Below are 19,076 nucleotides of genomic sequence, written 5' to 3'. Positions count from 1 at the left end.
CAGGGTTCACATGGGGAAAATGCGCCGTATCGGCTCGGCCATGGTCGCGACCGCCGCGGTGGCCGTCGCCACCACGGCGGTGAGCGGCGCGGCACACGCCGCGACCTCCGCTCCGCACGACACCGCCGGAGCGACCGTGGAAAGCCAGGTCGCCGGGCTGCTGAAGTACAACAAGGGGGCGAAGCGCATCGCCGCGGACAAGGTGGACCTGGGGCAGGGTGCCGTCGTCACGGTCCACCCCGACAGCGCCGTCTCACCGGCGGTGTCGGTCAGCCTGTGCAGCTTCCGGCACGGCGACGCGGTCGGCTGGTTGTGCCTGTACCAGAACGACAACTGGGGCGGTGAGAACCTGGACCTCACCGTCTGCACGAACGTCAACCTCAGCACCAAGTACATGTCGAACGGTCGTCCGTGGAATGACCAGATCTCTTCCATCGACAACGACCAGACTTCCAACGTCACATCGGTCTTCTACAACTACGACGGCTCCGGTGACCCCAACTCATCGAGCAACTGGCAGGTCCTCCTCCGGCTCCCTGCCGGCCATTACCTGCGCGATCTATCGAAGGACAAGTCACTGTCCAATCCCCCCGGAGGGTACGCCAACGACAAGATCGACATAGTCCACGTGTGCTGATCAGGCCTTCCGGTGGACCGGCCGGGCCGTACGCGGCCCGGCCGGTCGTCGCGTCTAAGCTCGACGGCGGTGTCGTCGCGCAGATCATTCCGGACAACGAGGAGTTCGACAACGCGTTCAAGGTCCAGGGGGAGATGTTCGTCCGGCACGTCGTCGAGGACGCGCCGTTCCCGCACGACTTCAGCGCCGGGGCCCGTGGGGTGTACGTCGCGGAGGCGGGCCTGCGATCCTCGGCGGAGGGCCGCCGAATCGAACTGGAGACGCTTGATGATCACTCGTGAGAACCGGGTCCTGCGCCGGCCGGGCCGCCGTTTCCTCCTTCTCCCGGCGCCGGGGGGAGCGCTGGAGTCGTACGCGCTGAAGGGCCCGTACGTCTGGCCGCGGTCCGAGGGCCTGCCCACCTCACGCGTCGCGTACGCGGCGGCGCACGTCGTCGCCGACCCGCTGGCGGAGCCGGCGTCGGCGCGGCTCGACTGGGACGCCACGCTCGCCTACCGCCGCCACCTCTGGTCCTGGGGCCTGCGCGTGGCCGACGCGATGGACACCGCCCAGCGCGGCGCGGGCCTCCACTGGGACACCGCCCGTGAGCTGGTCCGCCGCAGCGCGGCCGAGGCGAAGGACTTCGGCGATCCGTACGACCTGCTCGCCTGCGGCGCCGGCACCGACCACGCGCCGGAGGCCGATTCGCCGGCGGCGGTCGCGCACGCGTACGAGGAGCAGGTCGCGGCGGTCGAGGAGACCGGCGCCCGTGTGATCCTCATGGCCAGCCGGCAGCTCGCCGCCACCGCCCGCGGCCCGGAGGACTACCACGAGGTGTACGGGCGGCTGCTGGGGCAGGTGTCCCGGCCGGTGATCCTGCACTGGCTGGGGGAGATGTTCGACCCGAGGCTGGCCGGATACTGGGGGAGCGGCGACATCGAGGAGGCGACGTCGTCGTTCCTGGACCTGGTGAACGCGCACGCCTCGGTCATCGACGGCGTCAAGGTGTCGCTCCTCGACCCCGAACGCGAGGCGCGGCTGCGGGCGGCGCTGCCCGCCGGCGTACGGCTCTACACCGGCGACGACCTCGACTACCCCTCGCTGATCAAGGACGGCAGCGACGCGCTGCTCGGCGTCTTCGACGCGATCGCCCCGGCGGCGTCCGCGGCCCTGGCCGCCCTCGACCGGGACGAGACCGTCGAGTACGAGGCGATCCTGGACCGTACGCTGCCGCTGGCCCGCAAGATCTTCGAGCCGCCGACGTACCACTACAAGACCGGCCTGGTCTTCCTCGCCTGGCTGGCCGGCCACCAGGACGCGTTCGTGATGGTGGGCGGCGCCCAGAGCGCCCGGTCGGTGCTGCACCTGACCGACGTGTTCCGGCTCGCGGACCAGGCCGGCCTGCTGCCCGACCCCGACCTGGCCGTACGCCGGATGCGGTCGTTCCTGACCACCACCGGGGTGCTGTGAACGCCTGTCGCTGAACCAGTGGACGACGCGGCGCTGGTCCGTAGCCGAGGCCGTGGACGGTTGCGTACGCCACGGTCTGGAGGCGATCGGACTGTGGCGCGAGCACGTGGCCGACCACGGCCTTGAGGCGCCCGCCGCGCTCGTACGCTCCGCGGGCCAGCGCGTCTCCTCGCTGTGCCGCGGCGGTTTCTTCAACGAGCCGGACCGGCGCGAGCAGAACCGGCGGGCCATCGACGAGGCGGCGGTCCTGGAGGCGGCCTGCCTCGTCCTGGTGCCGGGCGGGCTGCCCGCCGGATCCCACGACCTCGCCGGCGCCCGCGCCCGGGTGGCGGACGCGCTGGCCGAGCCGGCGCCGTACGTACGCGGAACGGGTGCTCGGTTAGGGCGTGTCCCGGGCGGCGAGCGTACGGGCCACGAGGGCGGCCAGCAGCAGCGGGACGACGAGGTAGGCGATGCGCAGCCCGATCAGGTCGGCGAGGTGGGCCAGCACGAACGGCGCGCCGCCGATCGCCACACCGGACGCCAGCGCGGCGCGGGCCGCCGCCCGGTCGGGTGCGTGCGGCCAGGCGGCCACCGTACGGCTGACGGTCGTGGGATAGAGCAGGGCGACCCCGAGCCCGGTCACCAGGAGCCCGGCGCCGGCCAGGAGCAGGTCGGGCGCGGTCCAGAAGACGGCGAACCCGGCCGCGGCCGCGGCGACGCACACGAGCATGAGCGGCCGGGCCCGCGGCAGCCGCCGGGTCACCGGCACCGCCAGCGACCGCCCGGTCGCCATGCCGACCAGGAACAGGGAGGCCACCGCCGGCGCCAGCCCGTCCGACGCGTGGTGCCACTCGGTCACCGCCGAGGCCGCCCAGAACACCATGCAGAACTCCACGCTCACCGCGAAGAGCACTTCGACCCAGGGCCCGATGAGCCGCCGAACGTCGGCGCGCGGCGCGTCGTCCGCCGGGACCTCGGCCGCCGGCAACGGAACCCGCCAGGCGGGCACCAGCACGAGGACGAGCATGACGAGCGGCACCACCAGGTACCCGGCCCGCCAGCCCATCCCGGCCGCGAGCGCCCCGCCCACCATCAGGGGAGCGAGCACGGACGCCGCGCTGGCGAGCCCGTTCGCCTCCCCGACCGCCGCCGCCGGGGCGTGCGGGTGAAGAGCGGACAGCAGAGCGGGGATCAACTGGATCAGCAGCGCCCCGCCGATGCCGATGAGCAGCGCGCCGAGGAGCGTGAGCGCCTGCGCCGAGGTCGCCAGGAGCAGCCCACCGGCGATCATCCCGCCGATGGACAGCCGCAACGCCACCGCCCGGCCGACCCGCCCGACCAGCAGACCGCCGAAGACCCCGACGATCAGCAGCCCGACGGCGAAGAGAGTGGGGTAGAAGGCGACCTGGTCCCGGCCGACCCGAAGATCCTTCTGAAGGGGCACGAGGATGGCGCCGAGCCCGTTGAGGAGGAAGCCGAAACAGCTGAGAACGGCGTACAGCAGCCAGGTGGCCCTGCCCCGCGACAATCCCCCCGAACGATCCACAGGGGGAGACTAGCCCGAAGGGCGACCGTCCTCGACGCGCTCCCCGGCGGCCGGCGAGACGCACGGGACGACAGCGGCCGCCCGTTCGCGAGGAGTGGTGCAAGTCCGCTAAACTCGCTGAGGCGCCACGGACCAGGGGTTCGCGGCCTGTGGGGTATGGTGTAATCGGCAGCACGACTGATTCTGGTTCAGTTAGTCTAGGTTCGAGTCCTGGTACCCCAGCACAGCATCTGACCTGCGGCGGGAGCCTCTGATGAGGCCCCGCTTTCGTCGTTTCTGGGCCCGCGCGGGAACGAACAGGGCGCTGTAGACGTGCGATGCTTCGCCTCAGGAGCCCAAAAGATCGCGTGGCAGGGTTAACCGATCCGGACGCCGGTTCCACACCGCCCTGCCCCTGCCATACGTCGGACGGACGCTACGTCGCAGCGCCCTGCGAGCTGACAGAGGAAGGTCTCGCCGATCTGGCCTTCCTCGGCGACAGCGGCTAACCCGGTGTGGGACGGCGGTGGAAGCAGGTGGGCGATGAGGAGGAGACCGGGAGCATCGTCCATCTGACCGACGTTGAGGTCGAGTTCGCCCGAGGCCTCGTCGTCCGTGTCCGTTGGGCGAGGGGGCGCGACGATGGCTTCCCGTCCTCGGAGTGGTCGACCAAGGAGCGGCTCGCCGACGCCCTTGTGCTGGGCAATCAGGATTACCTCGCGGCACAGGGCTACCGGATGAGTCCTGCGCTTGATCGTGTTTGTGCGGGGATGGTCTCTCGCTACGGCGACCGTATCGCCTGGCTCCACAAAGTCGGGACGTTGCTGAATCGCCGCATCCGCCGCCTCAGGTAGCCGGCGAACGCCACCGTTGCGCCGCTGGTTCCTGCGTAGCCTGAAAGGCTTGGGCATTGTCGTTGTCGGGGGACAGATATGTTTGTCGGCATGGACGCCGAGGTGAGCCAGCAGGAACTGAATGACCTTCTCTCCCAGGCCGACGTGCTGCCGGTGGCGACCGGCGACCGAACCCTGTCCGGGGAGCCGGTGCTGGTCTTCGTCCAACTGCCGACCGGGCCGGGCGAGGGCTTCCGGTACGTCTACCTGACGCCGGATGGCACCGTCGTGGCCCGCGCCGCCGAGGCCGTCGGTCCGCCGCCGAGCCCAGATGGCGCGTCCATCGCCGAGATGACCGAACACATCAACACTTCGGTGGTCACCGTCAGCGCACCGGACGGTTCCGCGCTGCTGTACCTGCGACACAAGAAGGTGTGGAAGAGCACCGTCAGCATCGCCGACGCCGACGGCCGACCGATCGGCGAGATGCGGCAGCGGAACGTGCTGGGCAAGGTGAAGTTTCAGCTCGAGGCGTACGGGCGGCCGTACGGCCGATTCATCGCGCACAGCACCCGGATGCTCGGCTTCGACCTGGAGGACGCCGACGGCAGTGGCTACGGCCGGCTGACCAAGGTCGGCTCGCCGTCCTATGGCGCACGCAGTGGCGTCGCCCCGTTCGCCGCCACCCAGAAGGTCGCCGGAGCGTTCGTGCTGCAGCTGACCCGGCGTCCGGACTGGCCGCTGATCACGGCGACCATTCCGCTCGCACTCGACCTGTCCATGAACCTCGCGGCGCTCTCCGGGGTGGAGAAACGTGGGTTCCAGACCGGGCAGGGATAAACCGACTCTTTTCGAATGCCCGACTTGTCCTGCTGGTCAACACATGCGTGTTGACCGATGCGGGCTTACGTATGCAGGCTCAAGGCGGTCGGCTCGTTCTGGGGTCGTTGAAGGAGCCCATCTGGCAGCCCTTGCCGGCTGAGTCGGCGAATCCGGTGAAGGTCGCTCGCCGGTGCGTGGCGAGCGTCCTCGCAGAAGTCGCCAAGATCGACGCCGATCACGTGGACGACGTCGTCCTGGCCGTCTCCGAACTCGTCGCCAACGCCATCTGCCACGCCGTCGGCGAAGGGCAGTCGTCGGTCTGGCTCGACATCCGGCCTCGGTGGACGCATCTGTACGTCGTCGACCCGGACCAGACCGTCCCGGGGCCGGTGCCGGCCTTCGGGGGCCGCCTGTCTCCCCGGCGGCTTCTGCTGCGGCCTCGGCAGGCGGGCGGCCAGTTCCGTAAAAGCCCGCAGGTCCGGGCCAGGTGCCGGGCGGCTGGTGTCGCGTACCAGCGGGTGCGGCCGCGCGACCGGCAGCGCGTCCAGCCCGGCCGCCGAGTGCCACGTCAGCTTGACACTTCCTCCCGCCGCCGGTCGTCGCCGGTTGTGGCGGGGATGGCGTTGTCGATGAGGACGGTGGCGATGGCGGCGGCGGTGGGGAAGGCGTCGGCGTCGAGGACCCGGGTGCGGGCCGCGGCGCCGTCGATGAGCAGCGCGAGCTGCTCGCCGAGCTGTTCAGGGTCGGCGGCGCCGGCTTCGCGGGCGGTGTCGGCGAGCCGTGCGGCGACGGCTTTCTTGTACTCGCGTGCGTACTGGGACGCCGGGTGCTGGGGGTCGTGGAGTTCGACGGCGGCGGCGATGTAGGGGCACAGAGGGGTGGTGGGGGGGATGTCGAAGGCGGCGAGGAGCCGTTCGCGGGGCGTGAGGTCGGTGCGGTCGAACACGCCGGACAGAACGGAGGGGTCGAACCGGCGCAGGTACTCGGCGACGATCTCGTCCTTGCTGGTGAAGTGCTGGTAGGCCGTGCGCTTGGACACCTCGGCCGCCGCGCAGAGCTCGTTCATGCCGGTGCGGTTGATGCCCTGCTCGCGGAACAGCTGCTGGGACGCACTGAGGATGCGCTCGCGGGCGCCCCGACCGCGACGGCGGCCCGTGGGGCCCTTCTCCGACTCCGTCATGGGTCCATCGTACCGCAGTTGGGTAACGACCGGTGTACATAATTTGCGCCCCGGTCGCCCGCCGCGTACCTTAAGCACACAGATCGGTGTACATAACATCGTCATCCCCGGTGCGCACGGCACCACGGACCCAAGGGAGCGGCCATGGGAAAGCTTGACGGCAAGGTGGCGGTCATCACTGGCGGTACCACCGGCATGGCGCTGGCCGGCGCGAAGCTGTTCGTCGACGAGGGAGCGCACGTCTTCATCACCGGCCGCCGCCAGGACGCCCTGGACGAGGCCGTGAAGCAGATCGGCCGCAACGTCACCGGCGTCCAGGGCGACGCCGCCGACCTGGACGACCTGGACCGCCTGTACGACACCGTCAAGCGGGAGAAGGGCGGCCTCGACGTGCTGTGGGCCAGCGCGGGCGGGGGCGAGCCCGCCCCGCTCGGCGAGATCACCGAGGCCCAGTTCGACACCTGGTTCGGGCTCAATGCCCGCGGCACCCTGTTCACCGTCCAGAAGGCCCTCCCGCTCTTCAACGACGGCGGCTCCATCCTCATGACCGGCTCCAACGCCTCCCTCGGCGCCTTCCCCGGCTGGAGCGTCTACGCCGGCAGCAAGGCCGTCCAGCAGGCCTGGGCCCGCGTCTGGCTCAACGAGCTCAAGGACCGCCGCATCCGCGTCAACGTCCTGACCCCCGGCCAGGTCGCCACCGCCAAGCAGGAAGAGCTCTTCGACGAGGCCACCAAGCGGCAGTTCGAGTCCCTCATCCCCCGCGGCCGGATGGGCCGCCCCGACGAAATCGCCACCGCCGCCCTCTTCCTCGCCTCCGACGACTCCAGCTACGTCAACGGCATGGAACTCGTCGCCGACGGCGGCACCACCGCCATCTGAACCGAACAACGCACCAGGGCAGGACATCTCATGAGCAACATCAGCATCATCGGCACCGGGAACATGGCGCGCACCATCGGCGCGCGGGCGGTGGCGGGCGGCAACACCGTCGAGGTCATGGGCCGCGATCAGTCCAAGGCCGCTGACCTGGCCAAGGCTCTCGGCGGGGGCGCCCCGGCGGGAGAATGGGGCGCCGCCCCGGCAGGGGACATCGTCATCGTGGCCCTGCTGTACGACGGTGTCGTGCCGGTCGTCGCCCAGTACGGAGACGCTCTCGCGGGCAAGGTCATCGTCGACATCAGCAATCCCTTCAATTCCACGTTCGACGGGCTGGCCCACCGCGAGGAGACCTCGATCGCGCGGGAAGTCGCCAAGGCGGCCCCGGCCGGCGCCAGCGTGGTGAAGGCGTTCAACACCATCTTCCGTCATGTCCTGGAGAAGGGCCGGCCCGACGTCTTCATCGCCGGCGATAACGCGCAGGCCAAGGCAAGTGTGGAGGCGTTCATCGAGAGCCTCGGGCTGCGCCCGCTGGACGTCGGCGGCCTGAGAATGGCGCACTGGCTGGAAGGAGCGGGCGTGGTCACGGTGGGCCTCGCCAACCACGGGATGGGGAACTTGGACTTCTCCCTCAGCATCACCGAACTTCCCGTCTGAGCAAACGGTTGACGGATCACCGAAAGGACTCGCCAAGTGAGCCCGTGGCGAGTCGGTGGGGTGGCGGCGGCCGACCGCTGAGGACGCCCTGCGGGTCACCACCAGCCGAAGGCGAGCCAGGCGAAGGCCGGCGCGACCACGATCGAGGCGGATCCGTAGGCGAGCAGGTGGCGGAAAAGGCGGGGTCGCACCGACGGCTCGGCGGCGCCGAGGATCAGGCCGCCGGTGATGCCGAGCGGGTTGATGTCGACCAGGACCGAGGCCAGGGCGAGGGCGAGCACGCCGCCGACAGGGGACACTCCATCGGCCACCAGCGGAGGCAGCAGCGGCATGACGGTCACGAACACCGCGATCGAACTGGCGGCGAAGGACGTGACCCCGGCGATGTAGCACAGCACCAGCAGGCTGAGCCACGGCGCTCCCTCCACCTGCAGCAGATCGCTGATCTTCTTGAAGGCGCCCAGGTGCTGCATCAGGCCTACGTAGGTCAGCAAGCCGCCGATCAGCAGGACCACGTTCCACGGGATCCTGGAGACGATCGCGTCGGCCGGCAGCCGTAGCGCCACCTGCAGGACCAGTGCCGCGGTCAGGCCGAGGTAGCCCACGTTCAGGTCGAAGCCGACCGAGAGGACGACGACGGTGAGCAGGCAGAGCACGGTGAGAGCGCGGACTCCGGGCCGCGCCCGCGGCGTCTTGGGCTCTGCCGCGACGGCCGTGGCCGTCTCGGCACCGCCCGAGACGCGGGTCCCGTGCTCGGGTTCCGGCGCGGCGGCGTCGGGTCCGGCCGGCGCGGCGAGGGCGGTGGCACGGCCGCGCGGCACCGCCCCGACGCGCGTCCCGACGACGAGCCACGCCGCGCAGACGACCAGTCCGGTCAGCAGGCCGCCGAGCAGGAAGGTCACCGGGGCTGAGCCGGGCAACCCGACGCCGAGCCTCGTGCTCAGCTCGCGGGCGGTGACACCGTAGACGGCGAGCGGCGACAGCAGCCCGCTGATGATGCCGGTGATGCCGAGCACGGCGGCCACCAGTGGGGAGATCCGGTACCGCGCGGCGAGGCCCAGGGCGATCGGGGAGACGATCGCGGTCGCGGCGGCGGGCAGGGTGCCGACCGCGGTCAGCACCGCGCCGACGACGAACGGGACCAGCACGATCAGCACCAGGCGACCGCCGACGAGCCGGAGCAGCAGGTCGAGCAGCCAGTCGAGGGTCCCGTTGAGCTGGGCGGCGGCGAACAGAGCCGTCACCCCGACGATGAGCACGAAGAAGTCGCCCGGGAAGAATTTCGTCACCTCGTCCGCCGGCACACCGGAGACGAGACCGAGGAGGAACGCCGCGGACAGGGCGGCCGGCCCGAGGTCGAATCCGGGGACGAGGGTCGCGGTGAAAAGGACGATCAGGATGAGGATCGAGAGGGTTGCCATGGTCGTGAGCTCGCTTTCTCGGTCAGACCACTCCTCGGTGGCGCAGATCATGGATCTCCGATTCCGCCAGCCCGGCGAGTTCCCGCAGTACTTCGGTGGTGTGCTCGCCAAGGGCCGGTGCGCCGCGGCCGACCGTGCCCTCGAAGCCGGAGAAGCGGCCGGCCGGGGCCTGCATGAGGCGCGGACGGCCGGTGTCCTCGTCCGGTACCTCCATCACCGACCCACGGGCGCGGATGTGCGGATCGGCGCAGACGTCGGCCGCCGAGTTCACCGGGCCGGCGGCGACCCCGGCGTCGACGAGCAGCGACATCAGCGGTTCGAGGTCGTGCGCCGCGACGAACGCGGAGACGCGCGTTTCGATCTCCTCGCGGTGCTCCAGCCGGGCACTCATCGAGTCGTGGACGGCGAGGTCCGCGGCGTCCATGACCTTGACCAGTCGCCGCCACATCGGCTCGGTCGAGGCGGGCAGGGCCAGCCAACGACCGTCGCGGGTGCGGTACAGGTTGTTGGGGCTGATGTGCGGGTTCTCGTTGCCCTGGCGCTCGCGGCTCTCGCCCGTCGCGCCGTACTCGACGACGAAGTCCTCCATCATCCGCAGTAGCGGCTCGTACAGGGGGATGTCGGCCAACTGGGCCTCTCCGGTGAGGTCGCGCTGACGCAGGGCGAGCATGGCCGCGAACGCGGCGTAGATGCCGGTGACACCGTCGGCCACGGGGTAGCCCGCGAAGACCGGCGGCCGGCCGGGTTCGCCCGTCCGGTAGGTCAGACCGGCGAAGGCCTCCGCGACGCGGGCGAACCCGGGGCGGTCGGCGTAGGGCCCGGTGCGGCCGAACGCGCTCACGTGGACCATCACCAGGTCCGGCCGATACGCGCGAAGGTCGTCGAAGTCGATGCGGTACCGGCGCAGCGTTCGCGGCCGGAAGTTGGTCACCACGATGTCCGCCGCCGCGGCCAGCCGGCCGACCAGGCCGGCCGCCTCGGGGTGGTGCAGGTCGATGGTGACGCTCCGCTTGACGCGGCCGAGCATCCGCCAGCCGGACGAAACGCCGTCCTCCAGCGGTGGGTACAGGCGCGCCGGGTCGCCCCCGACGGGATGCTCGATCTTGATCACCTCGGCACCGAACTCGCCGAGGAGCGAGGACGCCAGCGGACCGGCCAGGATCGTCGACACGTCCAGGACGCGTACTCCGCTCAGCGGGCCATTGGACACCAGGTATGCCTTTCATGCGGCGAGAGGTTGCCGTCACCATGCCGTGCCGGTGAGGTGCGAGGAAGACGCGAAAGCGGCTCGCGGGTGAAAGGCTTCGCCTTTATAGTGACGCGATGCGCGTGGAACGGGCGCGATACCTCCTGGCCGCCGTGGAGACCGGGTCGCTGCGAGCGGCGGCGGCCCGGTGCGGGGTCAGCCAGCCCACCATCGGCCAGCAGATCGCGCTGCTGGAGGAGGACCTCGACGTCGTCCTGCTCACCCGCAGCCGGCACGGCGTGCGACCGACGCCGGCCGGCCACGCACTCCTCGAACCGCTGAGCCGGCTCGTCGCGGCCGAGGACGCGTTGCGCGAGTCGGCGATGGAGTCGAGCGGCGCCTACCGCGGCCGGGTCCAGATCGGCGGCGTCTCGGTGACCGCGGAGACGATCATCGCGCCGGCCGTGGGCCGTCTGCGCGAGGACCATCCGGAGCTGCGGTTCACCGTCCGCGAGGGCGCCTCGACCGCCGTCGAGGCCGCCGTGCTGGACGGCGAGCTGGACTTCGGAGTGATCACGATGCCGCTCGGCCCGGCCGCGCCGGGACTGCGGCGGACGTCGCTGCTCTCCGTCCCCGTCGGAGTCTTCGCGCGCACCGACCATCCGTTGGCCGGGCGCGACCACGTCCACTGGCGCGACCTGGAGGCCTGGCCCATCGTCACCATGCGGCCGGGCACCGTGCTGTGGGAGACGCTGCACCGGCACGTGGCAGCCCCCGACGTCGTCGTCGAGGCCATGTCGGCGCGCACCGTCAAGGTGATGGTCGGCCGAGGGGCCGGACTCGGTGTCCTCGCCCGGACGGAGACCTCGGCCGACATCACCGGCCTCGTGTGGCTGCCCCTGCGTGACGCGCGGCCGATCGAGCTGTGCCTGACCCAGCGCCAGGACAGCCGGCCCTCGCCGGCGGCCCTGATCGTGCGGCGGCTCATCCGGGCCATCGCCGAGGAGATGACGTCCCCGGTCAGCTGATGGAGCAGGTGTTGGCCACGTCGCCGGAGGTCTGGCGGGGGATGGTGGCGCTGGGCGGAGGCGCGTGGCCGCCGCCCGGGGCCGTCCAGCGTTCGAGGGCTTCGAAGGCCGTCCGCATGCAGGGGAGCAGCGGGCGCATTCTGTCCGGGAACATGTCGTACTCGATGTCCAGGTGGGAGGCGCCCTCGATCCGGTAGTAGCGGTGCAGCGCGCCCGCGCCCCGCGACCGGACCATCGCGTCGTACCGGTCGCCGTGAACACGGATCGGCAGCAGGCTGTCCAGCGTCCCCTGCACGGTGATCATCGGTTTGCCGATGCGACCGCTCAGCGATGCCCGCCGTACGGCCCGGTGCACGCTCATCGGCCGCCGGTAGTAGTCGTAGTCGGCGTCGCAGTGGGGTGTGCCGCTCTGGCAGAACGGGATGCCCGCCTCCAGGTCGCCGTCGTAGGACGGGTCGAGCTCCTCGCGGGCTCGGCGCTGCGTGCCGTCCCAGAGCACCCGGTAGTTGAAGTCCCACAGGAATTCCGACCCCGGCGCGAACCCGGCCCGCAGCATCGCGGCGTGCGCCGCGGGGTCGCCGGTCGCCGCGTACTTGGGATACTCGCGCAGCGCCACCGGCAGGTAGACCAGCGCGTTCGGCGCGTCGTCGGGCGGCCAGAGGGTGCCTTCGGAGTCGACGCCGCCGTCGTAGAGCTCGGGGTGGTTCTCCAGCGCCCAGCGCACCAGCTGGCCGCCGTTGGAGATGCCCGCCGCGTACGTCCTGCGGAGGGGCCTGCCGTAGTGCCGGGCGACGGCCGCCTTGGCGGCGACGGTGACCTGGGTCATCCGGCGGTACCACTCCAGGTAGGCGTCGCCCGGCCGCCGGCCGTCCAGGTAGAACCGCCCGTCGACGTTGCCCTTGTCGGTCGAGGCGAAGGCGTACCCCTTGGCCAGCACCCAGTCGGAGATGGTCACGTCGTTGGCGTACTGGCGGTGGTTTCCCGGCGCCCCGGAGACCACGAGCCCGCCGTTCCAGCGTTCGGGCAGCCGGATCACGAACTGGGCGTCGTGGTTCCAGCCGTGAGTGGTGTTGAACGTGGAGGTGTCCGGGAAGTAGCCGTCGATCTGGATGCCCGGCACTCCGCTCGGGTTCCGGGTGGCCGTCGACTGCAACCCCGCCCAGTCGGAGGGGTCGGTGTGGTCCGTGCCGACCGTGCCGGCGGTGGTGAGGTCGTCCAGGCAGGCGGCGACCTGCCGTTCGGCCCCGGGGACGTGGACGTGGTTCATCGTGCAGCGGGTGCCGGCGTGCGCGGGCGGCGCGGCCATCATCAGCGGGGCCGCGAGGAGCGATCCCAGCAGGGCCGACAGGACGGACGGTCTGCGAAGCGTGGGCATGGCAGCTCCCGGGAGGTGGAGACGGAACACATGTTCCTCGACCTGTGACGGGGCGCACCACGTGGCGGAGGCCACTGTTCGCCCGTGTCCGGTGGGGCCGGCGCGGTGTGCGCCGCCTCATACCGGACCGCCGGAATATGTGGGCGATCACCTGGTTCGCCGGCCCCGCCGCCACTTAGCGTTCACGGTCACGGCGTCCGAGTGTGGCTCGGGTCACACCATGAATCGTGAGGAGGGCGTATGGGAGCGCCCATGGCCGGCGACCGCGAGCACGGCGCCCTCTCCGTTCCGGTTCTGAAGGCGCGTGGCCTGGTCAGGGAGTTCCGCGGGTTCCGGGCGGTGGACGGCGTCGACCTGGACGTGGCCGAGGGCGGCGTGCACGCCCTGGTGGGCCCGAACGGCGCCGGCAAGACCACGCTGTTCAACCTGCTCACCGGGTTCTTGAAGCCGACCGCGGGCAGTGTACGGCTCGGTGAGCAGGAGCTGGCAGGCCGCAGCCCCGAGGCCATCACCCGGCTGGGGGTGGCGCGCTCCTTCCAGATCACCAGCCTGTTCGCCGAGTTGACCCCCCACCAGCACGTGGAGCTGGCGCTGGCGAGCCGGACCGGCCTCGGGTGGCGGTTCTGGCGCTCCGATCGGGCGCTGGCTCGGTTCGCCGGACGCGCCGGGGAACTGCTCGAACAGGTCGGGCTGTCCGGGCACGGCGGCGTCCCGGCGGGCTCGCTGTCGTACGGGAGCAAGCGCGCGCTGGAACTGGCGCTCGCCCTGGCGCTGGATCCCAAGGTGCTCCTGCTCGACGAGCCGACGGCCGGGATGGGCGTCGAGGACCTGGAGCGCATCATCGAGCTCATCCGAAAGATCCGCACGGGCCGCACCGTGATCCTGGTCGAGCACAACATGAACGTGGTCGCCAGCCTCGCCGAGCGGGTGACCGTCCTGCAGCACGGCAAGGTGCTCATCGAGGGCCCGTACGCCGAGATCCGTCACGATCCGCGCGTCATCACCGCCTACCTCGGAGACTCCCATGCTGCGCGTTGAGGGGCTGTCGGCCTGGTACGGCGAGGCGCAGGCCCTGCGTGAGGTGTCGCTGCACGTCGACGCCGGCGAGATCGTCACACTCGTCGGACGCAACGGCGCGGGCAAGACCACGATGCTGCGCTGCCTCATGGGCCTGCACGGCTCGTACGGCCGGATCGTCGGCACGATCTCGCTGCTCGGCGAGGACATCACCGGTCTCGCCCCCCATCGCAGGGCTCGCCGCGGTCTGGGTTTCGTCCCGGACGACCGGGGCGTCTACGCCACCCTGTCGGTGGAGGAGAACCTGACGCTCCCGCCGGCGACGAGGCGCGGACTCGACCCGTGGCCGCTGGAGCGGGTGTACGAGGCGTTCCCGCGGTTGCGCGAACGGCGCCGGTTCGCCGGGACGAAGCTGTCGGGCGGCGAGCAGCAGATGCTCGCGCTGGCACGGGCGCTGCGGACGGGCGCCCGGCTGCTGCTGTGCGACGAGCCCACCGAGGGACTGTCCCCGCTGATCGTCCAGCAGATCGGCGACATCCTGCGCGAGGTCAAGGCGGCCGGCGTGACCGTCCTGCTCATCGAGCAGAACGTGCATTTCGCCGCGACCGTGGCCGACCGCTACTACCTGCTCGCCGAGGGCCGGATCGTCGAATCGCTGGACAACGACCAGGTCCGCGAACGCGAGGACGAGCTGCTCGACTACCTCGGAATCTGATGGCGGCCGAGATCTGTGACAGAGGAGACGCCGGAATGAGGATCATGGGTTGGAGCGGCGGCCTGGCCGCCGCGGGGCTGCTGCTGGCCGGGTGCGCGGGCGGACCGGGCGGCGGCGGAGGGAAGATCAGCGATGGCAAGGTGGTGCTGGCCGTGCTGAACGACCAGTCGGGCGTCTACGCCGACACCTCGGGCCGCAGCACGATCGAGGCCGTCAAGATGGCGGTGGCCGAGTACCAGGCCGAGTACGGCGACAAGGCGGTGGCCAAGAAGATCGAGGTGAAGGACGCCGACCACCAGAACAAGCCGGAGATCGCCAACTCCAAGGCGCAGGAGCTCTACGACCGGCAGAAGGCCGACGTGATCCTGGACGTGCCGACCTCGTCCGCCGCGTTCGCCGTCGCCACCATCGCCAAGAACAAGAAGAAGGTGTTCATCGACGTCGGCGCCGCCAGCACCGAGCTGGAAGGCAAGCAGTGCAACAAGTACACCTTCCACTACGGCTACAACAGCTACATGCTGGCCCACGGCACCGGTACCGAGGTGACCAAGGACGGGGCGAGGAACTGGTACATCGTCTATCCCGACTATGCGTTCGGGCAGGACATGCAGAAGACATTCGCGGCGGCCGTGAAGGCGGCCGGCGGCAGCGTCGTGAAGAGTGACCCGACGCCGTTCCCGAACGACAACTTCTCCACCTTCCTGCTCAAGGCGCCCGGCCTCAACCCCAAACCGCAGGTGCTCGGCACGATGCAGGCGGGCGGTGACCTGGTCAACCTGGTGAAGCAGTACAACGAGTACAAGCTGCGTAACAAGGGCGTCGGCCTCGCGGTCGGGCTGCTGGCCCTCAGCGACATCCACTCGCTCGGCCCGGACGCCCTGGCCGGGACCCGCTACACCGACATGTGGTACTGGAACCTCGACGGCAAGAGCCGCGCCTGGGCCGACAAGTTCCAGGCCAAGACCGGCAAGCGTCCCACCGCCAACATGGCCGCCAACTACTCGGCCGCACTGCAGTACCTGGAGGCCGTGCAGCGCGGCGGCACCGACAAGTCCGACGATGTGGTGAAGCAGCTGGAGGGCCACAGGTTCGAGGACGCCTTCGCCCGGGACGCCACCATCCGCGCCAAGGACCATCTTCTGCTGCACGACGCGTACCTGTCGCAGGTGAAGCCGTCCAGCGAGGTCAAGGAACCCTGGGACTACGTGAAGATCCTCAAGACCATCCCGGCGTCGGAGGCGTTCCAGCAGCCCGACCCGTCCTGTGACCTGTAGGCGGCCGGTGTGCTCCAGCAAGCGTTCAACGGGCTGGTGGGCGGGGCGTTCTACGCCCTGCTCGCCCTCGGCCTGGCCGTCATCTTCGGGATGCTGGGCGTGGTCAATCTCGCTCATGGCGCGTTCTACATGCTCGGCGCCTTCGGGGCGTTCATCGCGCTCGATTCGTTCGGCCTGAGCTTCTGGGCGGCCCTTGTGCTGGTCCCGCCGCTGTTGGCGTGGCCGGCATCGTCGTGGAACGGTTGTTCGTCCGGTGGCTGACGCCGCTGGACCCGCTCTACAACTTCCTGTTCACCTTCGGCCTCGCGCTGATCCTGCAGGACCTGATGAAGCGGGAGTACGGGGCGAACTCCCAGCCCTACCCGAGGCCGTCGGCGCTGAGCGGCACCGTCGACCTGGGGCTGTTCACCTACCCCGCCTACCAGGTGTTCGTGCTGGCGGTGTCGGTGGTGGTGTGCGGGGCAGTGTGGGCGGTGCTGGCCCGCACCCGCGTCGGCGTGATCATCCGGGCGGCAACCGAGCGGCCCGAGCTGACCCGCGCGCTCGGCATCGACGTCGGCCGGTGGGTGACCCCGGTCTTCGGCTTCGGGGTGGCGCTGGCGGCGTTCGCCGGGGTGCTGGCCGCGCCGATGCGGGCGGTCAACCCGCTGATGGGCTCCGATCTGATCATCACGGTGTTCGCCGTCGTGGTGATCGGCGGGCTCGGCTCGGTGTTCGGCTCGGTCGCCGCCGGGTTCGCGGTCGGGATCGTGTCGGCCCTCGGCAACTACTACGTCCCGTCGCTGTCGCAGACGCTGGTGTTCGTCCTCATGGCCGCGGTGCTGCTGTGGCGCCCGGCCGGGCTGTTCGGACGTGAGGAGGCGTCGCGGTGATCCTTTCCCGGCTGGCCCGCCCAGGCCGGAGCGGGCGGCTGCTCTTGGTGATCGGAATCTTCGTCGCCCTCGTGCTGCCCTGGATGATCTACCCGCCGGTGGCGCTCGACATCGCCTGCTGGGCATTGTTCGCCGCGGCCGTGGACCTGCTGCTCGGGTTCACCGGGCTGCTGTCGTTCGGCCACGCCGCGTTCTGGGGCGGGTCGGCCTACTGCACCGGCCTGATCGCGCTGCACACCGGGACGCCCTTCCCGGTCGCGATCCTGGGCGGCGCGGCGTTCGCGGCGCTGCTGGCGCTCCCGATCGGGTACCTGTCGGTACGGCTGACCGGAATCTACTTCGCCATGGTCACCCTGGCCTTCGCGCAGATGATCTACTTCATCGCCAACCAGTGGCGGGACGTCACCGGCGGGGAGAACGGCCTGCAGGGCATCCCCCGAGAACTGTTCGGCCTTGACCTGTCCGAGCCGTTCTACTTCTACTACGCGGGCCTGCCGTTCGTGCTGGCCGGGTTGTTCGCGGCCTGGCGGATCGTACGCTCTCCGTTCGGCCGGGTGCTGGTCTCCATCCGCGACAATCCGGCACGGGCGCGCGCCCTCGGCTACCCCGTCGACCGCTACCGGCTCCTGGCCTTCGTCCTGTCCGCCGCGCTGTCCGGGACGGCCGGGGGCGTGCTCGCGATCGGCCACGGCTTCGCCTCGCTCGAGGGGGTCTACTGGACCACCTCCGGGCAGGCGGTGATGATGGTCGTCCTCGGTGGCATCGGCACCCTGTGGGGCGGTGCCATCGGCGCTGCCCTCGTCGTCCAGCTCCAGGACTTCCTGGCGACCGCCGGCTTCGAGGAGACCGGGATCGTCACCGGCTCGATCTTCATCGTGATCGTGCTGCTGTTCCGCCGGGGCATCTGGGGAACGGCCCGTCACCTGCTGGCATCCCGGCGGTGCCCGGACGCAGCGTCCGGCGACACGGCGTCCGAGCCGAGAAAGCCGGCCGGCACCGCCGCCTGACCGCCGAGGGTGGCGGACGCCACGCCGGCCAGGGGTGGCTCACGCGCTCGCGCGACGGCTCAGCACGGTGCGGCCGGCCCGCGCTGGGCCCGGCGGTGCGCGGCGTACTGTTCCCTGAGCGCCACCTTCGAGAACTTCCCGGTCGCGATCTTGGGATCGCCGGCAGGACCCAGATCCGCTCGCGTCGTTGAGAATGTAGGTCGGTTCCGTCGCGAACAGCCGGTGGTTACGGGTGTGCAGCACGCGGCCGCCGCTCGGTACCGCGAGGTACAGCTCGACGTGTCGCTGGGAGTTCCAGCCGAACGTCCCGACGCGGGCGTGACGGGGCACGTCGAGCAGGTCGAGGGCGGCGGCGAGCCGTCGTGCGCGGCTGACCACCTCATGCCAGGTCGTGACGACCTCCCCGTTCGCCGGCCGGTGGAGCACAAGGCACGAAGGATCGAGACCTACCGGGCGACCATCTTGAGTGCGAGACCGGCGTAGAACTCGCCGAGTTCCTCCGGCGAGTCGGAACCGTCGAGCCGGTACCAGCGGACGAGGTCGATGCTGAGCGACAGCATCGCGCGCGTGACCCGCTTGACGTCCACATGCGCGAACGACCCGTCGGCAGCCCCGCGGGCGATGGCGTCGCGGAAGAACGCGTTGGTCTGGTGGCGCAGCTCCAGTATCTCCTCGTAGTGCCCTGCCGTGAGTCCGGCCAGCTCCAGCTGGCAGACGCGCGCCGCTACGTGGTGGCGGGCATGCCAGGAGGTGTACGCCGCGATGACGGCTCGGAGCCGGTCCGCCGAACCGTCGCCGCCCGCGCTCAGCACGGACGGGTCCTGGATGTGCGTCAGTACCCGCTCGTGACCGGTCCGGACGATCTCGAACAGGACCAGTTCCTTCGACGGGAAGTGGACGTACAGCGCCGCCGGGCTGAGCCCCACGCCCTCGGCGATGTCGCGCGTGGTCGTGGCGTGGAAACCGTTCGCGGCGAAGCACCGTACCGCCGACGTCAGGAGGCCGCGCTGTACGTCTCCGAGCTCTTCTCTCCAGAGAGCGGAAGAGTGGTCCCGCAGCCGCGGATCGTCCGCCAACTCCTGTGCGGTGAACCGGGCCTGCCGTTTGGCCATCCGCGACTCTCGCTCCTTCAGGTCCGGCACATGGTGCTGATGCCGCTCGCGAGTGCCTCACCGGACGTCGCCGCACGATCCGGCCTTCGCTCGCGGCGAGCCTTGACA

General features: G+C 70.6%; 21 protein-coding genes, 1 tRNA gene and 1 pseudogene. 16 read left to right on the top strand and 7 right to left on the bottom strand.

Annotated elements, in window-relative coordinates; genetic code table 11:
• Positions 1 to 19 precede the first annotated feature (19 nt).
• The 3 genes from QSK37_RS05080 to QSK37_RS05070 are packed head-to-tail and all read left to right on the top strand — an operon-like array spanning position 20 to position 2,086.
• Positions 20 to 637, top strand: a complete 618-nt coding sequence (locus tag QSK37_RS05080; protein WP_285617892.1) for a hypothetical protein — start codon at positions 20 to 22, stop codon at positions 635 to 637.
• Positions 631 to 918 carry a hypothetical protein gene (locus QSK37_RS05075; protein ID WP_285617891.1) on the top strand — a complete coding sequence of 96 codons (288 nt, stop codon included), beginning with the start codon at positions 631 to 633 and terminating at the stop codon, positions 916 to 918. Before QSK37_RS05080 ends, QSK37_RS05075 begins: the two co-directional genes overlap by 7 nt.
• Positions 905 to 2,086, top strand: a complete 1,182-nt coding sequence (locus QSK37_RS05070; RefSeq protein ID WP_285617890.1) for a DUF993 family protein — start codon at positions 905 to 907, stop codon at positions 2,084 to 2,086. Before QSK37_RS05075 ends, QSK37_RS05070 begins: the two co-directional genes overlap by 14 nt.
• A 379-nt stretch (positions 2,087 to 2,465) precedes the next feature.
• Here QSK37_RS05070 and QSK37_RS05060 read toward each other — a convergent pair whose 3' ends face one another.
• On the bottom strand, positions 2,466 to 3,614 hold the full coding sequence (locus QSK37_RS05060; protein ID WP_285617889.1) for an MFS transporter: 1,149 nt from the start codon (positions 3,612 to 3,614) through the stop codon (positions 2,466 to 2,468).
• Between the two features lie 150 nt (positions 3,615 to 3,764).
• Between QSK37_RS05060 and QSK37_RS05055 the strand changes: the two genes are divergently transcribed.
• The 4 genes and pseudogenes from QSK37_RS05055 to QSK37_RS51630 form a co-directional block, all read left to right on the top strand.
• Positions 3,765 to 3,836: transfer RNA gene (locus QSK37_RS05055), tRNA-Gln, on the top strand.
• A gap of 293 nt (positions 3,837 to 4,129) precedes the next feature.
• Positions 4,130 to 4,447 (top strand): hypothetical protein, encoded by a 318-nt coding sequence (locus tag QSK37_RS05050; RefSeq protein WP_285617888.1) that lies wholly within the window; start codon positions 4,130 to 4,132, stop codon positions 4,445 to 4,447.
• Positions 4,448 to 4,537: 90 nt separating this feature from the next.
• Positions 4,538 to 5,266 (top strand): hypothetical protein, encoded by a 729-nt coding sequence (locus tag QSK37_RS05045; protein WP_285617887.1) that lies wholly within the window; start codon positions 4,538 to 4,540, stop codon positions 5,264 to 5,266.
• Positions 5,267 to 5,337: 71 nt separating this feature from the next.
• Positions 5,338 to 5,613, top strand: a pseudogene (locus tag QSK37_RS51630) (ATP-binding protein); the annotation flags it as partial.
• Between the two features lie 203 nt (positions 5,614 to 5,816).
• Here QSK37_RS51630 and QSK37_RS05040 read toward each other — a convergent pair.
• Positions 5,817 to 6,428 carry a TetR/AcrR family transcriptional regulator gene (locus QSK37_RS05040; RefSeq protein ID WP_285617886.1) on the bottom strand — a complete coding sequence of 204 codons (612 nt, stop codon included), beginning with the start codon at positions 6,426 to 6,428 and terminating at the stop codon, positions 5,817 to 5,819.
• A 144-nt stretch (positions 6,429 to 6,572) separates the two neighbouring features.
• On the opposite strand from QSK37_RS05040, the gene QSK37_RS05035 reads away from it, so the two are divergent.
• The gene (locus QSK37_RS05035; protein WP_285617885.1) at positions 6,573 to 7,307 is read left to right on the top strand and encodes an SDR family NAD(P)-dependent oxidoreductase; all 735 of its coding nucleotides are present in this window, start codon (positions 6,573 to 6,575) and stop codon (positions 7,305 to 7,307) included.
• Positions 7,308 to 7,337: 30 nt separating this feature from the next.
• Positions 7,338 to 7,961 (top strand): NADPH-dependent F420 reductase, encoded by a 624-nt coding sequence (locus tag QSK37_RS05030; protein ID WP_285617884.1) that lies wholly within the window; start codon positions 7,338 to 7,340, stop codon positions 7,959 to 7,961.
• A 95-nt stretch (positions 7,962 to 8,056) separates the two neighbouring features.
• Here QSK37_RS05030 and QSK37_RS05025 read toward each other — a convergent pair whose 3' ends face one another.
• Together QSK37_RS05025 and QSK37_RS05020 are read right to left on the bottom strand one after the other, a co-directional pair.
• Positions 8,057 to 9,382, bottom strand: a complete 1,326-nt coding sequence (locus QSK37_RS05025) for an SLC13 family permease (RefSeq protein WP_285617883.1) — start codon at positions 9,380 to 9,382, stop codon at positions 8,057 to 8,059.
• Between the two features lie 22 nt (positions 9,383 to 9,404).
• Positions 9,405 to 10,592 carry a CaiB/BaiF CoA transferase family protein gene (locus tag QSK37_RS05020; protein WP_285617882.1) on the bottom strand — a complete coding sequence of 396 codons (1,188 nt, stop codon included), beginning with the start codon at positions 10,590 to 10,592 and terminating at the stop codon, positions 9,405 to 9,407.
• 113 nt (positions 10,593 to 10,705) lie between these two features.
• Between QSK37_RS05020 and QSK37_RS05015 the strand changes: the two genes are divergently transcribed.
• Entirely contained in the window at positions 10,706 to 11,596 is an 891-nt protein-coding gene (locus tag QSK37_RS05015) for a LysR family transcriptional regulator (RefSeq protein ID WP_285617880.1), read from the top strand.
• Here QSK37_RS05015 and QSK37_RS05010 read toward each other — a convergent pair.
• The gene (locus tag QSK37_RS05010) at positions 11,589 to 12,971 is read right to left on the bottom strand and encodes a tannase/feruloyl esterase family alpha/beta hydrolase (RefSeq protein ID WP_285617879.1); all 1,383 of its coding nucleotides are present in this window, start codon (positions 12,969 to 12,971) and stop codon (positions 11,589 to 11,591) included. The genes QSK37_RS05015 and QSK37_RS05010 overlap by 8 nt on opposite strands.
• Before the next feature lie 240 nt (positions 12,972 to 13,211).
• Here QSK37_RS05010 and QSK37_RS05005 point away from each other — a divergent pair, with 240 nt between their 5' ends.
• Genes QSK37_RS05005 through QSK37_RS04980 form a run of 6 tightly spaced genes read left to right on the top strand, consistent with a single transcriptional unit; the run spans position 13,212 to position 17,856 of the window.
• Positions 13,212 to 14,009 (top strand): ABC transporter ATP-binding protein, encoded by a 798-nt coding sequence (locus QSK37_RS05005; RefSeq protein ID WP_285617878.1) that lies wholly within the window; start codon positions 13,212 to 13,214, stop codon positions 14,007 to 14,009.
• Positions 13,996 to 14,703, top strand: a complete 708-nt coding sequence (locus tag QSK37_RS05000) for an ABC transporter ATP-binding protein (RefSeq protein WP_285617877.1) — start codon at positions 13,996 to 13,998, stop codon at positions 14,701 to 14,703. The genes QSK37_RS05005 and QSK37_RS05000 overlap by 14 nt, the downstream gene beginning before the upstream one ends.
• A gap of 35 nt (positions 14,704 to 14,738) precedes the next feature.
• The gene (locus QSK37_RS04995) at positions 14,739 to 15,977 is read left to right on the top strand and encodes an ABC transporter substrate-binding protein (protein ID WP_285617876.1); all 1,239 of its coding nucleotides are present in this window, start codon (positions 14,739 to 14,741) and stop codon (positions 15,975 to 15,977) included.
• Positions 15,978 to 15,986: 9 nt separating this feature from the next.
• The gene (locus tag QSK37_RS04990; protein WP_285617875.1) at positions 15,987 to 16,238 is read left to right on the top strand and encodes an ABC transporter permease subunit; all 252 of its coding nucleotides are present in this window, start codon (positions 15,987 to 15,989) and stop codon (positions 16,236 to 16,238) included.
• Entirely contained in the window at positions 16,196 to 16,849 is a 654-nt protein-coding gene (locus QSK37_RS04985) for a branched-chain amino acid ABC transporter permease (RefSeq protein WP_285617874.1), read from the top strand. The genes QSK37_RS04990 and QSK37_RS04985 overlap by 43 nt, the downstream gene beginning before the upstream one ends.
• Positions 16,846 to 17,856 carry a branched-chain amino acid ABC transporter permease gene (locus tag QSK37_RS04980; RefSeq protein WP_285617873.1) on the top strand — a complete coding sequence of 337 codons (1,011 nt, stop codon included), beginning with the start codon at positions 16,846 to 16,848 and terminating at the stop codon, positions 17,854 to 17,856. The genes QSK37_RS04985 and QSK37_RS04980 overlap by 4 nt, the downstream gene beginning before the upstream one ends.
• Before the next feature lie 39 nt (positions 17,857 to 17,895).
• Here QSK37_RS04980 and QSK37_RS04975 read toward each other — a convergent pair whose 3' ends face one another.
• On the bottom strand, positions 17,896 to 18,282 hold the full coding sequence (locus tag QSK37_RS04975) for an AMP-binding protein (protein ID WP_285617872.1): 387 nt from the start codon (positions 18,280 to 18,282) through the stop codon (positions 17,896 to 17,898).
• Positions 18,283 to 18,302: 20 nt separating this feature from the next.
• The gene (locus tag QSK37_RS04970) at positions 18,303 to 18,968 is read right to left on the bottom strand and encodes a TetR/AcrR family transcriptional regulator (protein ID WP_285617871.1); all 666 of its coding nucleotides are present in this window, start codon (positions 18,966 to 18,968) and stop codon (positions 18,303 to 18,305) included.
• Positions 18,969 to 19,076 lie beyond the last annotated feature (108 nt).

This window comes from Actinoallomurus iriomotensis, assembly GCF_030269445.1.
GTDB lineage: Bacteria > Actinomycetota > Actinomycetes > Streptosporangiales > Streptosporangiaceae > Actinoallomurus > Actinoallomurus iriomotensis.
The sequence above is the reverse complement of the archived record's forward strand: the minus strand, read 5'-3'. Positions and strand labels throughout refer to the sequence as shown.